The following is an 18437-nucleotide window of genomic DNA, read 5'->3' as shown; positions in this document are numbered from 1 at the left end:
CGAGGCTCCGCACCCTCACCCGGGCGCCGGGCGCCTTACGCCACGCTGAAGCGGGCCTCGAACGGGGTGGCGGCCTCGGCGCGCGTCACCCCGTGGTCCGGGTTGGCCGCCAGGTGCTCCAGCACCTTGAAGACGGTCTCCACCTCGTCCGCGGCGCCCACGGCGGCGGCGAGCTGCTCCGCCGTCTGCGCCTGGCCCTTCTGGCCGCGCAGGTGTGAGAGCAGCTTGCGCTGGATCTCCAGCACCACGCCGGCCGCCTTCTTCCCGGCCTCGACGCCCGGCTGGTGGTAGGCGTTGATGTTTACCAGCGAGGCGTAGATGCCCACCGCCCGCTCGTACAGCGCGATGAGCGCCCCGAGCGAGCGCGCGCTCACGTCCGGCACGGTGAGCGTCATCGACTCGCGGTCCTTCTCGTACAGTGCCCGCCGCGTGCCCAGCAGGAAGCCCACCAGGTAGTCGCCGGTGGTGGTGTCCTCCTCCACCTTCATGGAGGGGCCCTCGCGGTCCTTGAGCACTTCGATGAAGGTGGCGAAGAAGTTGTGGACCCCTTCGCGGAGCTGCTGCACGTAGGCGTGCTGGTCGGTGGAGCCCTTGTTGCCGTAGACGGCCAGGCCCTGGTTCACCACCTTGCCGTCCTTGTCCAGCTCCTTGCCCAGCGACTCCATCACGAGCTGCTGGAGGTACTTGGAGAACAGCTGCAGCCGGTCCTTATAAGGAAGCAGGACCATGTCCTTGGCGCCGCGCCCGTTGCTGGCGTGGTGCCACATGAGCGCCATCACCGCCGCCGGGTTCTTCATCACGTCGCGGTTGCGCGTGGCCCGGTCCATCTCCCGCGCGCCCGACAAGAGCCCGTCCACGTCCAGCCCCTGCAGCCGCGCCGGCAGCAGGCCCACCGCCGACAGCACCGAGGTACGCCCGCCAATCCAGTCCCACATGGGGAAGGTGCGCAGCCAGCTGTTCTTCTTCGCGTACCGGTCCAGCTCGCTGTTCTCACCGGTAATGGCCACCGCGTGCGCGCCGAAGTCGAGCTTGCGGCCCTGGTAGGCGCGCTCGGCCTCCAGCATGCCGTTGCGCGTCTCCTTGGTGCCGCCCGACTTGCTGATGACCAGGGTGAGCGTCTCCGGCAGCTTGTCGCCGAGCTGCGTCAGCACCCGGTCCATGCCGTCCGGGTCCGTGTTGTCGAAGAAGAAGATGCGCATCGCATCCGCGCTCGTTCCCAGCGCGTCCGCCACCAGCTGCGGCCCCAGCGCCGAGCCGCCAATGCCGATGACGAGCAGGTGCGTGAAGCGCTCGGCCGTCTGCGGCGCGATGCGGCCGGCGTGCAGCTCCTCGGCGAACCAGTGGACGTCCGCCAGCGTGTCGCGGATGCCTCGGCCGATCTCCGCCTCGGGGGCCGTCTCCGGAGCGCGCAGCCAGTAGTGGCCCACCCGGCGCTTCTCGTCCGGGTTGGACAGGGCGCCCTGCTCCAGCGCTTCCATGGCATCGAGGGCGGCCTCCATGGGCCAGCGCATCTGCTCCAGGAAGTCCTCCGTGAACTTCATGCGCGAAACGTCCAGCGAGAACCCCAAGGACGGGCAGACGCACAGGTACTTCTTGTACCGCTCCCACAGCTCACGCTGGCTCATCGCTCCTCCACGCCGGGGTTTCCCCCCCTGTCCTAGCGCCTCCCCTTCAAGCGGGAAAGGCGTGTGAAGCCCTCATTTCAGTGAGGTGGGGGATTCGCATGACATTGAACACACTGTCGGCAAGGGCGAAAAGGGGGATTGCGGGGCCAGGGGACAAGGGCGAGTTCGGGCAGGAAGCGGCTGTTTCGGGGAGGGATGCAAAACTTCCTCGGACCGCTGATCCGGCGGAGAGTGGGCGCCGAGGTACGCGTGTACCTGGAGTCGTCCATGTCCTTGCCCATCCATCGACGAGGGGGCGGCGCCCGTTGGGGTGTGGCGCTGGTGCTCGTGGGGCTCGCCGTGGCCTCGGCCCACGCCCAGGAGTCGTCGCCGCTGCCGAACTTCTCGCTGGAGCGCCTGGAGCTCAACCCGGGACGTGGGCCCGTGGTGCTGAGCGGCGCGGAGCTGCTCTCGGCCCGGGAGCTGCGCGTCGTGCTGGTGGGCCATTACCAGCGCAAACCGCTCTCGGTGTACAGCGAGGGGCAGCGGCTGTCGCTCGTGAAGGACCGCGCCACGGCGGTGCTGGCGCTGGCGTATGGCGTGCTGCCGTGGCTCGAGCTGGGCGCGGGGCTGCCGGTGGTGGCGCTGCAGCAGGGCGATGACCTCACCGCGCAGGGCATCTCCTCTCCGTCGAGCAGCGGCGTCGGCTCGCCCTGGCTCCAGGGCCGCCTGGGGTTGCTCAGCGAGGCTTCCGAAGATCTCGTGGACGTGGCGTTGAAGGTGGGCGTGGGCCTGCCGGTGGGCAGCACGTCGGTGCTGGCACGCGAGGCGGGCACGAGCGTCGGGGCCCAGGTGATGGTGGGCAAGCGCCTGGGCCTGGTGGCGCCCGTGCTCGAAGCCGGGGTGCTGCTGCGCCCCTCCGTCGCGCTGGGGGATGCCTCGGGCTCACAGGATGAGGTGGGCAACGAGCTGCGCGTGGGGGCGGGGGTGACCACGGTGACTTCGCCGCTGCGAGGCGAGCTGGGCCTGCGCGCGACGTTCTCCCAGGGCCGCACCACCGCCACCGTGGAGGCCCTGGCTGGAGCGCGCTATGCGCCCGTGCCGACGATGGAGGTGTTCGCCGTGGGAGGCATGGGCTTTGGCCAGGAGCCGGGCACCCCGCAGTTCCGCGTGCTCATCGGCCTGGCCTTCACCCTCGCGCCCGATCCCCCGCCCGAGCCTGAGATCATCTACGAGTTCGTCACGCCCGTGCGGCCGCGCAGGCCCGAGGCCCCGTCCGAGGAAGAGGAGGCTGACTCCGAGGCTTCGCCTCCCGAGTCTTCCGCGCCGAGCTCCGCGCCTCCCGCGCCCAGCAGGCTCGCGTCTCCGGAAGCCGACACCGACGGGGATGGCGTGGTGGATGTGCTGGATGCGTGCGTGCGGGAGCGAGGCTCGCCGGAGCACCATGGGTGCGCGGCCGACATGCCGCAGCTCGTCACCCTCACCCGCGAGCGGCTCGTGCTCAACGGTCAGGTCTTCTTCGAGACGGGCAGCGCCACGGCGCCCGAGAACTCGCGCGTGCTGGACCGGGCGGCGCAGGTGCTCCAGGAGCACCCGGAGATTCCGCTCGTCGTCATCGAGGGTCACACGGACGCGGTGGGCGGCCCCGACTACAACCAGGCGCTCTCGAAGGAGCGCGCCGAGGCGGTGCGCCGCTACCTCATCGAGCGGGGCGTGCCCGCGGACCGGCTGCGGGCCCGGGGCTTCGGCGCGGCGCGGCCCGTCGACACCAACGCCACCGAGCAGGGCCGCGAGAGCAACCGCCGCGTCGAGGTACACCTGCGGCTCGGCAACCCCACGGCGGTGATGACCTCCGAACCGCCACGCTAACCCCTTTCAGCAAAGTTGCCGAAGCTACTGAGCGATGGTCACCGTTTCCGTGGAGGCAGAGCGATCAGGACTTGAGCGCCTGCCCAGAGCGGGGGCTGAGCAAACCTGTCAGACATCAGACAGGTTTGACGGAAGCGCCGCCGGGGCGGCCTCTAAGGCAAGACTCGGAGCCAACTTTCCGCTGAGCAGCCCTCAGCACCTGGCGGAAGCGCCTGAGCGGCTATGCACATGAGAGGCGGCGGTCCTCTCTGGGGAACTGGGTCTTCACTCACTTACCTGAAGGGGATTAAGGCGCGGGCATGGGTTACTTCCCGGCGGCCTTGGTGGCCTTGGCGGCGGTGGCCGCTTCCTCCAGCTTCGCATCCAGCTCGCTCTTGGGCAGCCATTGGCCACGCGCCATCACCCCGGCGATGGCGCGCGCGAGCTGGATGTCCTTCAGCGGGTTGCCGTTGAGCAGCAGCAGGTCCGCGCGCTGGCCGGGAGCCACGGCGCCCCATTGGCTGGACTCTCCGAAGTAGGCCGCCGCGTTGCGCGTGGCCGCCTGGAGCACGGCGAGCGGAGGCAGGCCGGCGGCGACCTGGGCCTCCATCTCCCGGTGCAGGGCGAAGCCGGACACCATGAAGAGCTGGGGCGAGTCCGAGCCCACCAGCAGGGGGACACCCGCCGCGTGCAGGCCGCGCAGCACCTGGCGACGCAGCTCGAGGAACTTCTGCTTGTTGGCGGCGGGGGCCTGCGAGAGGGGGCCCGTGAGCAGCTCCTTCGTCCACGCATCGACCGCGGCGCTCGGCACGTAGCGCAGCTCGCGCTGCGTGCGCAGCTCCGGCACGGCCCCCTCGCTGGCCACCACCTCGAAGAGGGCCAGGGTGGGGGAGTTGAAGATGCCCGCGCGCTTCGTCGCCTCGGCGATGGCGGGCAGGCGGGCCAGGTCCATCCGGGAGAGCACGTCACCGAGCTCCACCTGGCCCACCTCCGCCTTGTCCCCGGGAGGCAGGAGCGCGGCGAGGTACCCGTCGAGGTGTTCGATCTGCTGGCCCGCCTCGAGCGCGCGCGCAAGCCCCACGTCCGGCGTCACGTGCCCGCTCACGCGCAGGCCTTGGGCCTTGGCCTCGGCCACCATCGCGTCGTACGTCTCGCGGCCCAGGCCGCCATGGGTCTTGATCAGGTCATAGCCGGCGGCCTTCTGCTCCCGCACCTTCTGTCGGGCCTGCTCCGGGCCCTGCACGCTCTTGCCGTGGAAGGAGGGCCCCGCCACCCGCAGCAGGGGACCGAGCACCTCCCTGCGCGCGACGCGCTCACGCAGGGCGAGGGCGGTAGGAGGCGCCACCAGGGCGCGCGCGGTGGTGATGCCGTTGGCCAGGAGCAGCGAGAGCTGCTGTACCGCCGGGTCCGAGGGAGCGCCCTCGCCGGGCATCAGGTGGAGGTGCATGTCCACCAGGCCGGGCATGAGGTAGCGGCCCGCCCCATCGATGCGCGTCGCCCCAGCCGGCACGGGCGTGGAGGGAGTGGGACCGATGGCCTCGATGCGCTCGCCGCGCACCACCACGGTCTGGTCCACGAGCACCGTGTCGGAGTCCAACGGGAGGACGGAGACGCCCACGAAGGCCGTGACCGGCTCTCCCGAAGTGGCGGAGGCCGGAGCGGCACCGGACTCCGCGGACTGCGCGGTGGCGCACCCCATGAGAGCCATCAACAGCCCGAGCCACCACGCGCGTGGAGCCCTCCCGGAATGCGCCTTCATGTGCGGTTCCCTCCCGTGCGCCCCGTGACGGCGCGGCGCGGGCGCGAACACTGGCTCAGGTCGGCTTCTTCCCCAAGCGGAAGCCTCAGGCCGGCAGGGTCGGCGTGGGCGTGGGCGTGGGGGCGGGGCGGGCCTCGGGCTCCGGGCGCTTCCAGCCCGGGCCTCGGAAGATGTGGCTGAGCCGGATGCGCAGCGGCCCGGGGCGCCGCACGTCCCGAATGATGGCGGCGTACTCGTGGAAGGCGATGCGCACCGGGTTGAAGGTGTGGATGTTCTTGGTCAGCCCGTAGACGGGGCGCTCCGTCTCGGGCTCGAAGGTCCCGAAGAGCCGGTCCCAGATGATGAGGATGCCGCCGTAGTTCTTGTCCAGGTACCGCTCGTTGGAGGCGTGGTGGGCCCGGTGGTGCGAGGGCGTGTTGAGCACCCACTCCAGCGGCCCCATTCGGCCGATGGCCTCGGTGTGAATCCAGTACTGGTAGAGCAGGCTGATGGACTGCGCGGTGACGATCATCGCCGGGTGGAAGCCGAGCAGCGCCAGCGGAGCCCAGAAGGGCAGCCCCGTCATGGGCGTCCACGTCTGCCGCAGCGCCGTGGACAGGTTGTAGTGCTCGCTGGAGTGGTGGATGACGTGCGAGGCCCAGAAGAGCCGGACCTCGTGGTGGATGCGGTGGAACCAGTAGTAGCAGAGGTCATCGGCGAAGAAGAGCAGCACCCAGGCCGCCACGCCCGAGCCCATCCGCAGCGGCGTGAGCTGGTAGAGCGCCAGGTAGAAGGCGAAGGCGATGCCCTTCCAGAAGATGCCGACAACGAGGTTGCCCAGCCCCATCGAGAGGCTGGCGGCGGTGTCCTTCACCGTGTGGCCCAGCAGCGGGCGTCCCGAGTCCTTCATTCGTTTCGCTACCCAGCCCTCGATGATGAGCGAGACGACGAAGAAGGGGACCGCGGGGGTGATGAGGTCGGGAATGTGAGCGGTGTCCATGGGTGACCTCCTCAAGTCCGTTTGAGCGGACGGTGCCGGCCGCGAGAGAAGCTGCTGCGTACGAAGCGGGTGAGGACCTGCCGCATCCGCTGGAGCGCGGGGTGGTCGGGCCGGGCCACGCGCGCGATGGCGCTGCCCTGGATGGCGTCGATGACGAGCTCCACCACGGCCTCGAAGTCCGGGTGCGAGGCGCCCTCGGGGAACAGCTCGCGCGCCACGCGCACCAGGTTGTCCCGGTGGGGGCCCTCCATGGAGGCCAGCGCCGCCTGCAGCTCCTTGTCCGTGCGCGCCGCCACGTACAGCTCGATGGCGGCCTGCAGCTCGGGGCGCTGGAAGATGGACCACAGCATCTCCACCGCGGCGCTCACCCGGTCCGTGCTGCTGGTCAGCCCGCCGAAGCCAGCCAGGTAGTCCTGGATGAGGCGGGGGAAGAGGTGCTCGACCGCCGCGCCGAGCAGGTCCGCCTTGGTGTCGAAGTGGGTGAAGACGGCGCCCTGGGAGACGCCCGCCCGCTGGGCCACCTCCACCGTGGTGAGTCGGGCATAGCCCTGCTCCACCAGCACCTCGATGGTGGCGTCCAACAGCCGGCGCCGCGTCTCCTCGCGGCGCTGCTGCTGCGTGCGGCGGGGACGCGGGGGTGGCTCGGCGGGTGTGCCCTTACGGGGAGGCATGCCCTCGTTCTACCTCTTCGATTAAAAAGTGACCAGTCAGTCAGAGTTTTTAACAGCCTAGGGGAGGGAGGGCCATGCGGGGCACGGGTGAGCAGCTGGCCGAGCGAGGGCCTTTCTCCTGGTCCGCGCGGCGGCCGGCCCACTAGCGAAATAGGGTCACGGAATATGCGAAGGATCTCCCTCCGTTGAGAGGCGGCCCCAACCATGATCCTTCCCACCCTCCTGATCCTCGCTTCGGTTCCGGTGGTCTCCCCCAATTCCCTCGCGGCGATGCCCGAGGTCGGCGTTCCGTTCGCCTGCGGCCGCATCTACACGGTGAGCCAAGGTCACGACACGGGCAGCCACAAGCACAACGACACCTACGCGTGGGACTTCCGCATGCCGGAAGGCACCCCCATCGTCGCCGCACGGGACGGGGTGGTGCGCCTGGCGCGCGGTGACAGCACGCAAGGTGGTTGCGACGAGAAGTTCGCTCCGCAGGCCAACTACGTCGTCGTCTCCCATGGCGACGGGCTGGAGACGCAGTACCTGCACTTCAGCGCCGTGGTGGTGAAGTCCGGCGCGCGCGTGAAGCAGGGCCAGCTCCTCGGCTTCTCCGGCTCCACGGGCTGGTCGTGCGGTCCGCACCTGCACTTCAAGGTGGCGCGCGAGTCGGGCCGCGGGTGGAACAACCCCTCGGTGCCGGCGCGCATCGTCGGCTATGGCGACCCGGTGCGTGACACGCGCATTGCCGCGCCGGTGTGCCGCGAGTCCCAGGAGAACATGGTCGCGGCGCGCGAGCGTCAGCAGGTCGGCGAGCCGATGGTGTCGCTCTCAACGGGTGCGGATGAGCGCGAGCAGGCGACGCGCGGCCTCCCGCCCGGGGCGAAGGCTGTCATCGACAGCCTCTCCCAGCCTCCCGCTCAGGGTGGCGAGGGCCTGGGAAAACCGCGCCCGGCCCGCCCGGTGAGCGGCTCGGCCAGCGCCCGCGAGACTCGCTGAGGCCAGGAGCGCCCCCACGCCGGCGAGCAGCATGAAGAGCGCGCCGGCGTTGAGGAAGTACTCCGTGCTCAGCAGCGGTCCCTCCAGGTAGGCGCGCACCACGCGGTAGCCCACGTGCCCCAGCAGGACGAACAGGGGCAGGTTGATGAGCGGCAGCACCAGCCACCGCGCCACGCTCCACCAGTCGGAGACCGCCCCCGCCACCGCCGTGGTGGCGGTGTAGCGCCAGGTGCTCGCGCGTGCCGACTGCAACTCCGTCAGCAAGGTCTGCGTGTTGGGGATTCCGAGGGTCTCGGGCTCCAGCCCGCTGGCGTGTGCGACGGCGCGGGCCTCGGTGAGCGCGGCGCGCGCGGCCGCCTCCACCGTCAGGTCATCCTCGAAGGGCTCCACCACCGCCGACTCGGCGGCATGGGCGCGGGTGCGCTGTCGCACCGCGTCCAGCGCGGTGGAGGCCGCGGCCACCGCCAGCCCCACCGGAAGGCTGGTCCGGGACAGCAGCGTCGCGGCGCCGAGGCCGCCCGCTCCCCACATGGACAGGCGCAGGCCCCAGGCCGCCGGACCCCAGAAGCGGCCCGCGGCCTGCCGGCGCACCTCGGTGGCGAGGTGCCCGTGGGCCAACTCGAGGCGCATGTCGAAGTCGTGGTGCAGCCCTTCGCCGATCCGGGTGAGGCCGGCCTCCAGGGAGAAGCGGGTGCGGCCGATCAGCTCCTCGGTGTCCCGCAGGGCGGTGTCCACCCGCGAGGCCACCTCGCCCAGAGCGCCCAGGGCGTTGCCCCGGCGTACGCGCGAGGCCACCGCCTGGGTGGCCAGCTCCCGGAGGTGGAAGAGGAAGGCGCCGAACTCGCCCGAGACATCCTTGCCCTCGCGCGCGGACCGGGCGCTGATGGCGAAGGCGGGCACGGCGTCCTGCGAGAGCCCCAGCCGCTCGGAGGCGAGCTTGCGCGCCTGGGCCTTGAGGGCCTCGCGGGACTCGGCGGACAGCTCGTCGGCGAAGTTGATGAGGAAGACGAGGGCGCGGCGCGTGGCGAACTCGGCGAGGAACTGGAGCTGGGAGGCCTCGGCCACGCTCCCGCGGTGCATCACCACCAGGGCCACGTCGGCCAGCTCCAGCGCGGCGCGCGCCACGTCGCGGTGGGCGGTGGCCACGCTGTTGAGGTCCGGCGTGTCGATGAAGATCTGCCCGGCCCACAGGCCGTGGGGGCTGGCGGTGTAGCGCACCACCGAGGCACCCACGCGGGCGAGCGACTCCAGGTCCGCGCCGGCCGGGGCGAAGACGGTGGAGGCGGTGCTGGTGGGCCGGTTCTCTCCCTCGCGGGCCAGGTGTTGGCCGGCCAGGGCGTTGAGCAGGGTGGACTTGCCGGCGCCGGTGGCCCCCACCAGGGCGACGGAGAGGGGCGCATCCTTGCGCTCCACGCCGCGGACATAGTCCTGGCGAAGGCGCTCCAGGCGCGCGGCATGGGGGCTCAGCGCCGGCAGGGACACCACGGCGGAGAGCAGGCGCTGTAGCTCATCGGGTTCGGGCAGGTTGGTCTCGTCCACGCGGGGACAGAGCCTCATCGACTCGCGCGTCCGAGGCCAGAGATGGATGCATCGACGTTTGGCCATCGTGCATTGCCGCCCGGAGGCCGGGATAAGCTGAGAAAGCGATGATCGACCTATTCCTGATGTCACCGCCGGGGCCTACGTGGGCGCTGCGCGGACGGGCCAACTTCCGCAGCCAGGGCGCGGGGCAGGTGGACGCCCGCGCGGCGCGCCAGGAGTGGCTGGGCTTCGCGCGAGCGCTGGAGTCGCGCGGGGCGATGGTGGTGGCGCTGCCCTCTCCCTCGGCGGAGCTGACCGGCATGCCCTACGCCGCCGAGTCCGGCCACATCCTGGCGCGCAAGGGCGCCGCGCCGCTCTTCCTGCTGCCGCGCATGTTCTCGGCTCACCGCCAGGGCGAACAGGCGCACTGGTCCGGGCTGGCCCAGCGCATGGGCCTGGAGGTGGTGGACCTGGGCGTGGGCATCTGGGAGGCGCATGGGGACGTGGCGACCTTCGACGGGGCGACGCTCCTCTTTCACGGAGTCCGCACGAACCTCGAGGGCATGGAGGCGGCGGCGCGGTACTTCCCGGGCGAGGTGCTGCGCATCGAGCTGCGCGAGCCCGCCTTCCACGGCAACATGGCCCTGCTGCCACTGCCCGCGGTGGACCGGATGCTGGTATGCGCGGAGGTCATGACGCCAGCCTCCCACGCCCTGCTGGAGCAGCGCTTCGGCCGAGAGCGGCTGCTGCCGGTGACGGGAGAGGAGATCCGCCGCTACGCCACCAATGGCTTGCCGTTCGGGCGGGAGCTGCTCGCGCCGAGCGTGGTCCCGGAGCGGGTGCGAGCCCTGGTGGAGGCGCAGGGCATGCGCGTTATCCCGTTTGTCATGCGGGAGCTGTGCGAAAAGGGGGGCGGCGCGTCCCGGTGCCTGGTCTCCCAGGCGCGGCTGGAGCCGGGTTCGTTCACCGTCCCGGAGGAGCACCGCCTGTCCGCGGTGGCGGCGCGAATGGAGGCCGAGGGCTGACATGCACGGGCTGGCCGCTGACTTCTTCTCGCGTCACCCGGAGCTGTCGCTCGCGGCGTTGGGTGCCTCCGCCAACGCGCAGGCACTGGACCTGAAGCCCGCGGGAGTCCCGGCGACCTTCCTGCCAGCCGAGGAGCACGGAGCGCTGGTGCTGCAGTACCGGGAGCTGAACCAGCTCGCGTTCGGTGCGCTGGGGACTCCGAGCTGGGTGGTGTCGGATCTCTACCTGCTACCGGGAGCCATCGGCCTGCTGCGCTGTCCGGCGAGGCTGCTCGAGGACTCGGCGCGTGAGCGGCTGGGGCTTCCGGACGAAGCGCTGACCGTCGGCGCGGCCTACTACGCGGCGCCCTCGGTGGTGTCCGGGGTCTTCATCGGAGTCTCGCTGCTGAGCTTCGTGCGCGGCATCCGTGCCGGGATGTGGGCGAAGATGCTGACGCTGAGGATGCTGCGCGCGCGGCGCCTGCGAGGCGTGGCGCAGTGGCACAACCCGAGCGTGCGCGTCCACACGCGCCTGGGGCCGCTGCGGCTGGTGGGGCGGGTGCCGGGCGCTCATGAGTATGTGGAGCAGAGCTTCCTCTACGAGACGGAGCTGGAGGACGAAGCGCGCCAGGTGGCGGCCATGGAGCGCCGGCTCACCGTGGCCCCCACGATGCGGGTGTCCGTGAAGGACACGGCGGCGCTGCGGAGGCTGCTGGAGCGCGCTGAGGCGGGAGAGGTGCTGCACCTGGTGCCGCCGGGGTTGGAGGAAGGCCACGTGCTGGTGCGCGAGGGGCCCCTGGAGTAAGGCCCGGGACCGTCTCTGCCCGTGGAGCCTCGTGCCATGTCCCTGCGTCGTTCGCTGCTTTCCTGCTGCATGCTGCTGACCCTGCTGTGGACGTCCTGCGGTGATGGGGGCCGGGGCATCTCCTATGCGTCGAGCTATCGCGAGAAGAGCAACCCGATGCCGGCCGTGCCGGGGACGCCTTCGAGCGCCGACACGGTGGTGCGGCCGGATCTGATGGTGGTCTCCTTCTCCTTCTGGAAGGACACGGCCTCGGTGGACGGTGTGGTGCCGGCGCTCAAGGCCGCGGTGGAGCCGTATGTGCGCACGGCGCAGGACACCACGAAGGCGGAGCTGGCGGTGCGGATGCGAGGGGTCGGAGTCCAGCCCGTCTCCCTGGAGGACAACAAGGTGGGCCGCAGGGTCTCGGTCCACGGGAGCCTGGAGGTGACGCTGCCGCCGACGCTGGACTACTGGGGGCGCGCCGAGCTGATGACCGCGCTCCTCCGCGTGGGAGACCAGGCGCGTGCGGCGGCGGAGAAGGCGGGGCTCGGGACGACGTTCTCCGAGCCGGCGGTTCAGCTCAAGAATCCGGAAGCCCACCGCGCCGAGCTGATGAAGCGCTGGGTGGAGCAGGCGCAGGCCTTCGCCGCGGTGGCGCAGGGCGATCGGCCGCTGCGGCTCGCCAACTGCGCGCCGCCGGGCGCGGTGGAGCAGCAGGTGGTGACGCTGGAAGAGGTGGTGCTCAAGCTGGCGATGAACTGCCAGCTCGAGGAGACGCCCGCGGCGAAGTGAGCCTCAGGGCGCGGGCGCCGAGGGCTGCTCGTCATCGAGCTCCAGCGCGAGCCGGAGCGCGGACTTGCCCGCCCCCACGATGGGCTCGCCATGGGCGAAGCAGAGGGTGTCCGCGGGGAGGTGGTCCAGCACGCGCTGGACGCTCACGCGGGTGCGCATCGGGTCGTCCTGGTACTGGCCGGGGACGAACTCCGGCCGGCCGCGCCCCTCGTGGGTGAGCAGGTCGGAGATGAACACGACGCCCCGAGGGGTCTGCTGCCACCAGAGGGTGAACATGACCTCGGCGGGGCCGGGCGTGTGGAACGCGCTCAGGCCTCCGGGGAGGGAGGCGCCGCTGGCGTAGAAGTTGTCCGGCTCCTCTTCGAGGCCGTGAGCGTTCTCCGGGGCCCACACGGGTACGTGGAAGAGCTTGCGGAAGCGCCAGGCCGAGCGCTGGTGGTTGCCCGCGGTGAGCACGATGGCGCTGATGGTGCCGAGCGGGCGCAGCAGGGACTCGTCGATGGGCAGCGGGTCGATCAGGACGACGGCACCATCCCGGTCCACCACCGCATAGGCGTCACTGCGCGCGCCGATGCGGTCATCCCGCACGTGCCAGTTGTAGACACCTGGGACGATCTCATCCAGGTCCGTGGCCTTCGTCTTCGGCTCGCTCATGCGAGCAAAGCTAGGCACTGCCCGGGAAAGCCCCCGAATGAGCCCGCTGGGCCTCTCGGTCAGCAGGCGAGCAGGCACGGGGCTTCGAAGGGGCAAGGGGGACTCCCATCTTTCCCAGGAGAGACCGGGAGAGAGCCATGCGTCTGGGCCTGACGTCGCGACCGCTGGTGCTGTACGACGGGGACTGCGGTTTCTGCCGGAGGTGGGTGACTAGGTGGCAGGCGCACACCGGAGGGCGCGTGCGCTTCCTTCCGGCACGGCCGGCGGTGCGCTGGTTGCTGGGCATCCGACGCAAGGAGGCGCGGCGTGCGATGCAGCTCATCGAGCCCTCCGGCGCTGTCTTCCAGGGAGCCGAGGCCGCTTTCCGCATGCTCCTCTCGTCGCCTCGACGCGGGACACGCTGGGCCGCGCGGTTGGGATTGCTCCCGGGCGTGCGCTCGGTCACCCGGGGGGTGTACCGCGTCATCGCGAGCCACCGAGTCCAGGCCTCGCGGCTGGATCGACTCCTTTATGGGCGGCGCTACGTGGGGCCCGCCGACTATCGCCAGGTGCGGTGGCTGTTCCTGAGGTTGCTCGGAGGCACCTTCCTCATCGCATTCACCTCGCTGGGCCGGCAGGTGCCGGGGCTCTTCGGCTCGCGGGGCATCCGCCCGGTGAAGGACTGGGTGGGCTCGGAGCAGCTCCAGACACTGGGGAAGGAGCGCTTCCACCTGCTGCCCTCGGTGTTCTGGCTGGACGCGTCCGATGCGGCGCTGGTGCGCGGCGCCCGGGCCGGACAGCTGCTGTCGCTGGCGTTGCTCTTCAATGTCGCGCCGAGGACGAGCGCGGCCCTGCTGTGGGCCCTGTACCTCTCCTATGTCTCGGTGGGCCGCGAGTTCCTCTCCTTCCAGTGGGATGCCCTGCTGCTGGAGATGGGGCTGCTCGCGGTGGTGACGGCGCCGGGCGGCGTGCGGCCCGGGTTGGGGCGGGAGTCGCCCTCCGCGCTGGACGTGGCGCTCTTCCGGGCGCTCCTGTTGCGCCTCTACCTGGGCTCGGGCCTCAGCAAGCTCCAGTCCGGAGACCGGACCTGGCGGGAGCTGACCGCGTGCAACCACTATTATGAGACGGCGCCCCTGCCCACGCGTGGCGGCTGGTACGCCCACCAGCTGCCCCAGCGCCTGCAGAAGGCCTCCACGGCGGCCACCCTGGTGATGGAGACCGCGGTGCCGGTGCTGACCCTCCTGCCGAGGCGCCCCCGCCAGCTCGCCTTCGCGCTCTTCGGCCTGCTGCAGGGGACCATCTTCGCCACGGGCAACTACGGCTTCTTCAACCTCCAGTCGCTCGTGCTCGGCCTGTGGTTGTTGGACGACGAGGCCCTCGCGCGCGTGTTGCCCCTCGGCCCCGTGGAGCCCGCGCGTCCTCGGCCGCTCTGGCGCACGCTCCTGGGAGGCGCGGCGGCCCTGCCGCTGCTCGTGCTCGGCGCCAGGGAGCTGCTCGCCCGCTTCGGACTGCCCCGGCAGCTCCCACGGGCCCTGGAGCGCCTGGAGGAGTGGGCGCGTCCACTGCGCGCGGTGAACTCCTATGGCTTGTTCAGCGTGATGACGGTGGAGCGGCCGGAGATCTCCATCGAGGGCTCGGAGGATGGAGAGCACTGGCGCGAGTACCCGTTCCGCTACAAGGTGTCGCGGCTGGACCAGGCGCCCCGGCAGGTGGCCCCGCACCAGCCGCGCCTGGACTGGCAGATGTGGTTCGCGGCCCTGGGCTCGCCGCCCAGCTGGTTCCTGTCGCTGCTGGTGCGGCTGCTGGAGGGCTCGCCGGAGGTGTTGGCGCTCCTCGAGCGCAACCCGTTCCCCGAGCGCCCGCCCCGGTATGTGCGCGCGGTGCTGTACGACTACCGGATGACGGACCCGGCCACGCGGCGGAGCACGGGGGCGTGGTGGAAGCGCGAGCAACTGGGGCTCTACGTCCCACCCGTCGCGCTGGGCCTGGGGGCGCGAACCCACCGGGGCCCCCTGCTCCAATGGAACGTCGAAGCATGAGGCCCCGGGCGCCGTCCGCCCGCTGAGAAGCTCCGCCGCTACGGCTTCTCGGCGGGCTTCGTCGGGGCGGGAAGCGGCGTGGACGCGGGAGCGCGCTTGCCGCCCTTCTTCTTGCCGGGCTTCTCCACGGGGTCGCCGGGGCAGCGGGGCTCACCCTCGGCGGCGGGCGGGAGGATGGTGAACTCGACGCGCCGGTTGAGGGCCATGCCCTCCTCGGTGTCGTTCTCCGCCAGGGGCTTGGTCCGACCGAAGCCCTGCGAGCACAGGCGCTCGGTGGACACGCCGCTCTCTTCCAGGTAGCGGCGCACACTGGCCGCGCGGCGGTTGGACAGGTCCAGGTTGTAGTCATCGCTGGCGCGCGCGTCCGTGTGGCCCTCGACCAGGAGGCGGTTGATCTCCGGGTGCGTCTTGAGCACCTGGGAGACCTCCTCGAGGATGGGGAAGGACTCGGAGAGGATGACGTCCTGGTCGGTGGCGAAGTTCACCTGCTCCAGGATGAGGATCTTGTTGCCCTGGATGCGGACCAGCGGGCAGCCGCCCTTGCCGTCGGGACCGGCGGCGACCTGGGGACACTTATCGAGCGAGTCCTCCACGCCATCGCCGTCGGCGTCACGAATGGGGCAGCCGCCACGGTCGGCACGGCCCGGCTCCTTGGGGCACACGTCGAGGTCGTCGGTGACGGAGTCCCCATCCGAGTCGGGCGGAGGCGGAGGAGGCGGCTCGGGCGGCTCCTTGAACTTCTCGATGGCCTCCCACTCGGCCGTCTTGGCGGGCACCCAGACGATGGAGGTGAAGAAGCGCAGCGAAGGGGCCTGGAGCGAGCAGCCGCACCCGCCACCGCCGCCGACGGTGAAGGTGAGGCCGGTGGAGCTGTACCAGCGCAGGCCGAAGAGCAGCTCGGCGGGGATGTTGCGCGGCTCGTCGGGCAGCTTGTCGAGCCCGACGGCGCCGTGGACCATGCCCACGGCGGTGATGCCGGAGCCGCGGAGGATGGGGACCTCGGCGGCGATGCCGAAGGGGGCCATGTCCCCGACGGTGGTGCCATTGAAGACGCGGTCCGGGCGGTCCCAGAGGCCGGCGGTGCCGGACAGGAGGATGCCGCTCTCGAAGCGGTAGTCCACCAGCAGGCCGGGGGAGTAGGTGAGCTCGCCGTCGCTGGCGAAGGCCTCCTGGTCTCCGGTGGGAAGGCCGAGGCCGAAGGTGATGGCGGCGCCCAGGCCGGAGTCCTCGGGGCGGCGCCGCAGGCCGGGGACGGCGACCTTGCCGGTGAGGCGCAGGTCTCCGAGGACATAGCCCTTGATGGCGCCCTCGGAGCCGATGGCCTCCAGGTTGTCGCCGCCCTGGGCGAGCACCAGGGGCATGTCCACGCCCAGCTCGGCCCAGTCGAAGACGCCCACGGTGGCCATGGCGTCGAGCTGGAGGCGGTTGCCGACGAGGCTGAGCACCTTCTTGGAGGAGTCGCCCGACTTGTTCACCAGCACCAGCGGGTCGAGCGAGAAGTTGAGGAAGAAGCCGCCGGAGGCGGACATGTGCGCGAGGGGCCGGGATTGGCCCACCATCACCACGTCTTGAGGGGCTCCGGAGGGCCGGAAGAGCTGGACATCGAAGCGCGCGTCCTGCGCGGTGGCGGCGGTGGCGGCAAGGCCCAGCGCCAGGGCGAGGGCCGTGGTGAGCGAGCGCTTCATAGAGAGCGGCGGGAGTGCAGGAGGAGGAAGCCCACCAGGAGCATGGCGAGGAAGGCGCCGGTGCCGGTGGAGGTGAGGTCGGCGGTGGTCGTCTCGCAGCAGAACGAGCCGCCTTGAGGCGAGGTGCCCGGCTTGCGGCGGCCTCGCTCGCACTCCTGGGTGAGGGGAGAGCAGTACTCGACGCCGAGGCAGTCGCCGCTGTCTTCACACTGCTCGGTGCAGGTGTTGGTGCTCAGGTCGCAGGAGCCACCGCAGGGGCAGTGGGCGTCGGCGAAGCACTGGACACAGGCCGAGCCGTTGCAGACCAGGCCCTGCTCGGCGCAGTTCTGTTCACAGCCGGTGGGGTTGGTGCAGGTGAAGGTGGCGGGGTTGCACTGGCCGCCGGTGCCGCAGTCGGAGTTGTTGCGGCAGGCCACGCAGGCGCTGCCGGCGGTGGTGCCGTCGGTGAGACAGAAGGGGGTGGCCGGCTCACAGGCCTCGCAGCGGGAGCCGCAGTGGCGGTCGGTGGTGCAGGAGGCGCACTCCCCGCTGAGACAGAACTGGCCGCTGCCGCACTCGAGGTCATTGCGGCAGGTGACGCAGACCTGGCCATCGAGACAGAAGGGGCGCTCGGTGGGGCACTTCACGCATTCGGCGCCGCAGCGGTCGGAGGTGTTGCACTCCGGGACGGTGTCGACACAGCGGCCGTTGATGGTGTCGCACTTCTGGCCGCCGAGGCACTGGCTGTCGGTGGTGCATTCGACGCAGGAGGGGGAGGCACCCGGGGTGGGGGAGGCGCACTGGGTGTTACCGGGGCAGCAGTTGCAGGAGTTGCCGGCGCAGCTGTCGTTGGTGGAGCAGGTGACGCACTGGTGATTGGAGCAGCTCTTGCCGCGCTCGCATTCGGAGTCCTGGTTGCACTCGCGGCACTCCTTGAACTCGGGGGCGCAGACCTCGTCGGGGGGACAGTCCTCGTCGCGGTTGCACTCGACGCAGGTGGCATTGGGGACGTCACAGACCTGGTCGGCGGGACAGTCGGTGTCGTCGTTGCAGCCCTGGCAGGTGTTGGTGGCGGTGTCACAGCGGCCGGTTTGAGGACAGTCGGCGTCGTCGTTGCAGCCCTTGCAGGTGTTGGTGGAGGGGTCGCAGCGGCCGTTGGGGCACTGGCCGTCGACGGTGCATTCGACGCAGGTAAAGGTGCCGTTGACGTTGATGCAGTTGGGGGTGCTGGCGCCACAGGGAGAACAGGACGGGCCACAGACCCGGGAGGTGTCACAGGGGGCGCACAGCGCGGCACCGTTGCAGTAGAAGCCGGAGTTCAGGCCACAGCCACCGTTGCCGGGCGTATTCGCATTGGCGCGGTTGCACTGTGCGCACTGGTTGAGATCTTGTGGCGCGGTAGGTGTGCCAGACGGGCGCCCGGTTTCCGTCTGGAAGAACTTCTCAGGCGAAACGAGAAGAAAATCGGCTTGCCTCAGAGAGGCCGAGGTGGCTGCTGTCTGCTCGAAATCAGAAAAAACTCCCTCGAAGAGCGACATCTCGAGGGCCGCGTGATCCGTGCCCTGCGCGTAGAGGACCTCGACAGGATAGAGCCCGGACTGCAGGAAGGTGACGTTGTTTGTGCTTCGCCACGTGTATTGGAACCGCACAGGTGGCCGATTGATGACCTGGTACTGAGTGTTGGCTTTATCGAAGATGGTAAAGCTCACTGCGTCATCGGTGTAAAAACCGAAGTGAAGCACTTTGCCTACCATGTCCGGAGTGACGTTCAGGTACCCGCGGAAGCGTGAGCCAAAGGGTGTCGTCGTATCGTTGATGAAGAAACCGCAGCCGTAGCTGGGACACCCCTGAATGGCGTCAAGGAAGTCCCCTCGGCTCGCTTGAGGGGTATTGGTGTGGTTGTTGGACAGATCGAACGGTGCGCGGAGCACGTAAGTCACCCGGCTCGCTGCGGTCCGTTCCATGAAGTCATTCAGCCCACCGATAAAAGCCGAAGTACTCTCAGGAAAGTCGACGTTCGGATCCGTCGAGATGCTGTTGGCAACGCACAGTCCCGTGCCGCTTTGCCCGGGTGACGGCACCACCGGATCGCCGGTCACGACGACATCAGGCAACTTTGCCGCCTGCGCGGTACTCGCGAGGCACACAAGCACTGTCA

At 70.4% G+C, this 18437-nt stretch carries 13 protein-coding genes and 1 pseudogene; 6 read left to right on the top strand and 8 right to left on the bottom strand.

Going from position 1 to position 18437, the window contains the following annotated elements:
* Positions 1-35: 35 nt before the first annotated feature.
* Complete coding sequence (locus tag SYV04_RS38560) at positions 36-1625, bottom strand: glucose-6-phosphate isomerase (protein WP_321551061.1); 1590 nt, start codon at positions 1623-1625, stop codon at positions 36-38.
* 267 nt (positions 1626-1892) lie between these two features.
* Between SYV04_RS38560 and SYV04_RS38555 the strand changes: the two genes are divergently transcribed.
* Positions 1893-3473, top strand: a complete 1581-nt coding sequence (locus tag SYV04_RS38555) for an OmpA family protein (protein ID WP_321551060.1) — start codon at positions 1893-1895, stop codon at positions 3471-3473.
* Between the two features lie 304 nt (positions 3474-3777).
* Here the strand turns inward: SYV04_RS38555 and SYV04_RS38550 are convergent, their stop codons facing one another.
* The 3 genes from SYV04_RS38550 to SYV04_RS38540 form a co-directional block, all read right to left on the bottom strand.
* On the bottom strand, positions 3778-5211 hold the full coding sequence (locus tag SYV04_RS38550; RefSeq protein WP_321551059.1) for an amidohydrolase family protein: 1434 nt from the start codon (positions 5209-5211) through the stop codon (positions 3778-3780).
* An 85-nt stretch (positions 5212-5296) separates the two neighbouring features.
* Positions 5297-6190, bottom strand: coding sequence for a sterol desaturase family protein (locus SYV04_RS38545; protein WP_321551058.1), 894 nt, complete (start codon positions 6188-6190; stop codon positions 5297-5299).
* Between the two features lie 11 nt (positions 6191-6201).
* Positions 6202-6861 carry a TetR/AcrR family transcriptional regulator gene (locus SYV04_RS38540; protein WP_321551057.1) on the bottom strand — a complete coding sequence of 220 codons (660 nt, stop codon included), beginning with the start codon at positions 6859-6861 and terminating at the stop codon, positions 6202-6204.
* Between the two features lie 204 nt (positions 6862-7065).
* Between SYV04_RS38540 and SYV04_RS38535 the strand changes: the two are divergent.
* A pseudogene (locus tag SYV04_RS38535) lies at positions 7066-7497 on the top strand (M23 family metallopeptidase); the annotation flags it as partial.
* Between the two features lie 177 nt (positions 7498-7674).
* Here the strand turns inward: SYV04_RS38535 and SYV04_RS38530 are convergent.
* Positions 7675-9381 carry a GTPase gene (locus SYV04_RS38530; RefSeq protein WP_321551107.1) on the bottom strand — a complete coding sequence of 569 codons (1707 nt, stop codon included), beginning with the start codon at positions 9379-9381 and terminating at the stop codon, positions 7675-7677.
* A 107-nt stretch (positions 9382-9488) separates the two neighbouring features.
* Here SYV04_RS38530 and SYV04_RS38525 point away from each other — a divergent pair, with 107 nt between their 5' ends.
* Genes SYV04_RS38525 through SYV04_RS38515 form a run of 3 tightly spaced genes read left to right on the top strand, consistent with a single transcriptional unit; the run spans position 9489 to position 11943 of the window.
* A complete protein-coding gene (locus tag SYV04_RS38525) occupies positions 9489-10388 on the top strand; it encodes a dimethylarginine dimethylaminohydrolase family protein (RefSeq protein ID WP_321551056.1) in 900 nt (299 codons plus the stop codon).
* Position 10389: 1 nt separating this feature from the next.
* Positions 10390-11172, top strand: a complete 783-nt coding sequence (locus SYV04_RS38520) for a hypothetical protein (RefSeq protein WP_321551055.1) — start codon at positions 10390-10392, stop codon at positions 11170-11172.
* 36 nt (positions 11173-11208) lie between these two features.
* Positions 11209-11943 carry a hypothetical protein gene (locus SYV04_RS38515; protein WP_321551054.1) on the top strand — a complete coding sequence of 245 codons (735 nt, stop codon included), beginning with the start codon at positions 11209-11211 and terminating at the stop codon, positions 11941-11943.
* A 3-nt stretch (positions 11944-11946) separates the two neighbouring features.
* Here SYV04_RS38515 and SYV04_RS38510 read toward each other — a convergent pair whose 3' ends face one another.
* A complete protein-coding gene (locus SYV04_RS38510) occupies positions 11947-12597 on the bottom strand; it encodes an MBL fold metallo-hydrolase (RefSeq protein WP_321551053.1) in 651 nt (216 codons plus the stop codon).
* A gap of 137 nt (positions 12598-12734) precedes the next feature.
* Between SYV04_RS38510 and SYV04_RS38505 the strand changes: the two genes are divergently transcribed.
* On the top strand, positions 12735-14615 hold the full coding sequence (locus tag SYV04_RS38505) for a lipase maturation factor family protein (RefSeq protein ID WP_321551052.1): 1881 nt from the start codon (positions 12735-12737) through the stop codon (positions 14613-14615).
* A 38-nt stretch (positions 14616-14653) separates the two neighbouring features.
* Here the strand turns inward: SYV04_RS38505 and traB are convergent, their stop codons facing one another.
* Positions 14654-16300, bottom strand: coding sequence for an outer membrane exchange protein TraB (traB, locus tag SYV04_RS38500; protein WP_321551051.1), 1647 nt, complete (start codon positions 16298-16300; stop codon positions 14654-14656).
* Positions 16297-18432, bottom strand: coding sequence for an outer membrane exchange protein TraA family protein (gene traA, locus SYV04_RS38495; RefSeq protein ID WP_422724017.1), 2136 nt, complete (start codon positions 18430-18432; stop codon positions 16297-16299). Before traA ends, traB begins: the two co-directional genes overlap by 4 nt.
* Positions 18433-18437: the final 5 nt, after the last annotated feature.

The organism is Hyalangium ruber, from assembly GCF_034259325.1.
Classification (GTDB): domain Bacteria; phylum Myxococcota; class Myxococcia; order Myxococcales; family Myxococcaceae; genus Hyalangium_A; species Hyalangium_A rubrum.
Note: the sequence above shows the minus strand (reverse complement) of the source record. Positions and strands in the feature narration are given on the sequence as shown.

What these genes read in the sequence shown, in the direction of transcription:
- SYV04_RS38560 (WP_321551061.1), bottom strand. Translation starts at nt 1,625, where the DNA reads ATGAGCCAGCGTGAGCTGTGGGAGCGGTACAAGAAGTACCTGTGCGTC.
- SYV04_RS38555 (WP_321551060.1), top strand. Translation starts at nt 1,893, where the DNA reads ATGTCCTTGCCCATCCATCGACGAGGGGGCGGCGCCCGTTGGGGTGTG.
- SYV04_RS38550 (WP_321551059.1), bottom strand. Translation starts at nt 5,211, where the DNA reads ATGAAGGCGCATTCCGGGAGGGCTCCACGCGCGTGGTGGCTCGGGCTG.
- SYV04_RS38545 (WP_321551058.1), bottom strand. Translation starts at nt 6,190, where the DNA reads ATGGACACCGCTCACATTCCCGACCTCATCACCCCCGCGGTCCCCTTC.
- SYV04_RS38540 (WP_321551057.1), bottom strand. Translation starts at nt 6,861, where the DNA reads ATGCCTCCCCGTAAGGGCACACCCGCCGAGCCACCCCCGCGTCCCCGC.
- SYV04_RS38525 (WP_321551056.1), top strand. Translation starts at nt 9,489, where the DNA reads ATGATCGACCTATTCCTGATGTCACCGCCGGGGCCTACGTGGGCGCTG.
- SYV04_RS38520 (WP_321551055.1), top strand. Translation starts at nt 10,390, where the DNA reads ATGCACGGGCTGGCCGCTGACTTCTTCTCGCGTCACCCGGAGCTGTCG.
- SYV04_RS38515 (WP_321551054.1), top strand. Translation starts at nt 11,209, where the DNA reads ATGTCCCTGCGTCGTTCGCTGCTTTCCTGCTGCATGCTGCTGACCCTG.
- SYV04_RS38510 (WP_321551053.1), bottom strand. Translation starts at nt 12,597, where the DNA reads ATGAGCGAGCCGAAGACGAAGGCCACGGACCTGGATGAGATCGTCCCA.
- SYV04_RS38505 (WP_321551052.1), top strand. Translation starts at nt 12,735, where the DNA reads ATGCGTCTGGGCCTGACGTCGCGACCGCTGGTGCTGTACGACGGGGAC.
- traB (WP_321551051.1), bottom strand. Translation starts at nt 16,300, where the DNA reads ATGAAGCGCTCGCTCACCACGGCCCTCGCCCTGGCGCTGGGCCTTGCC.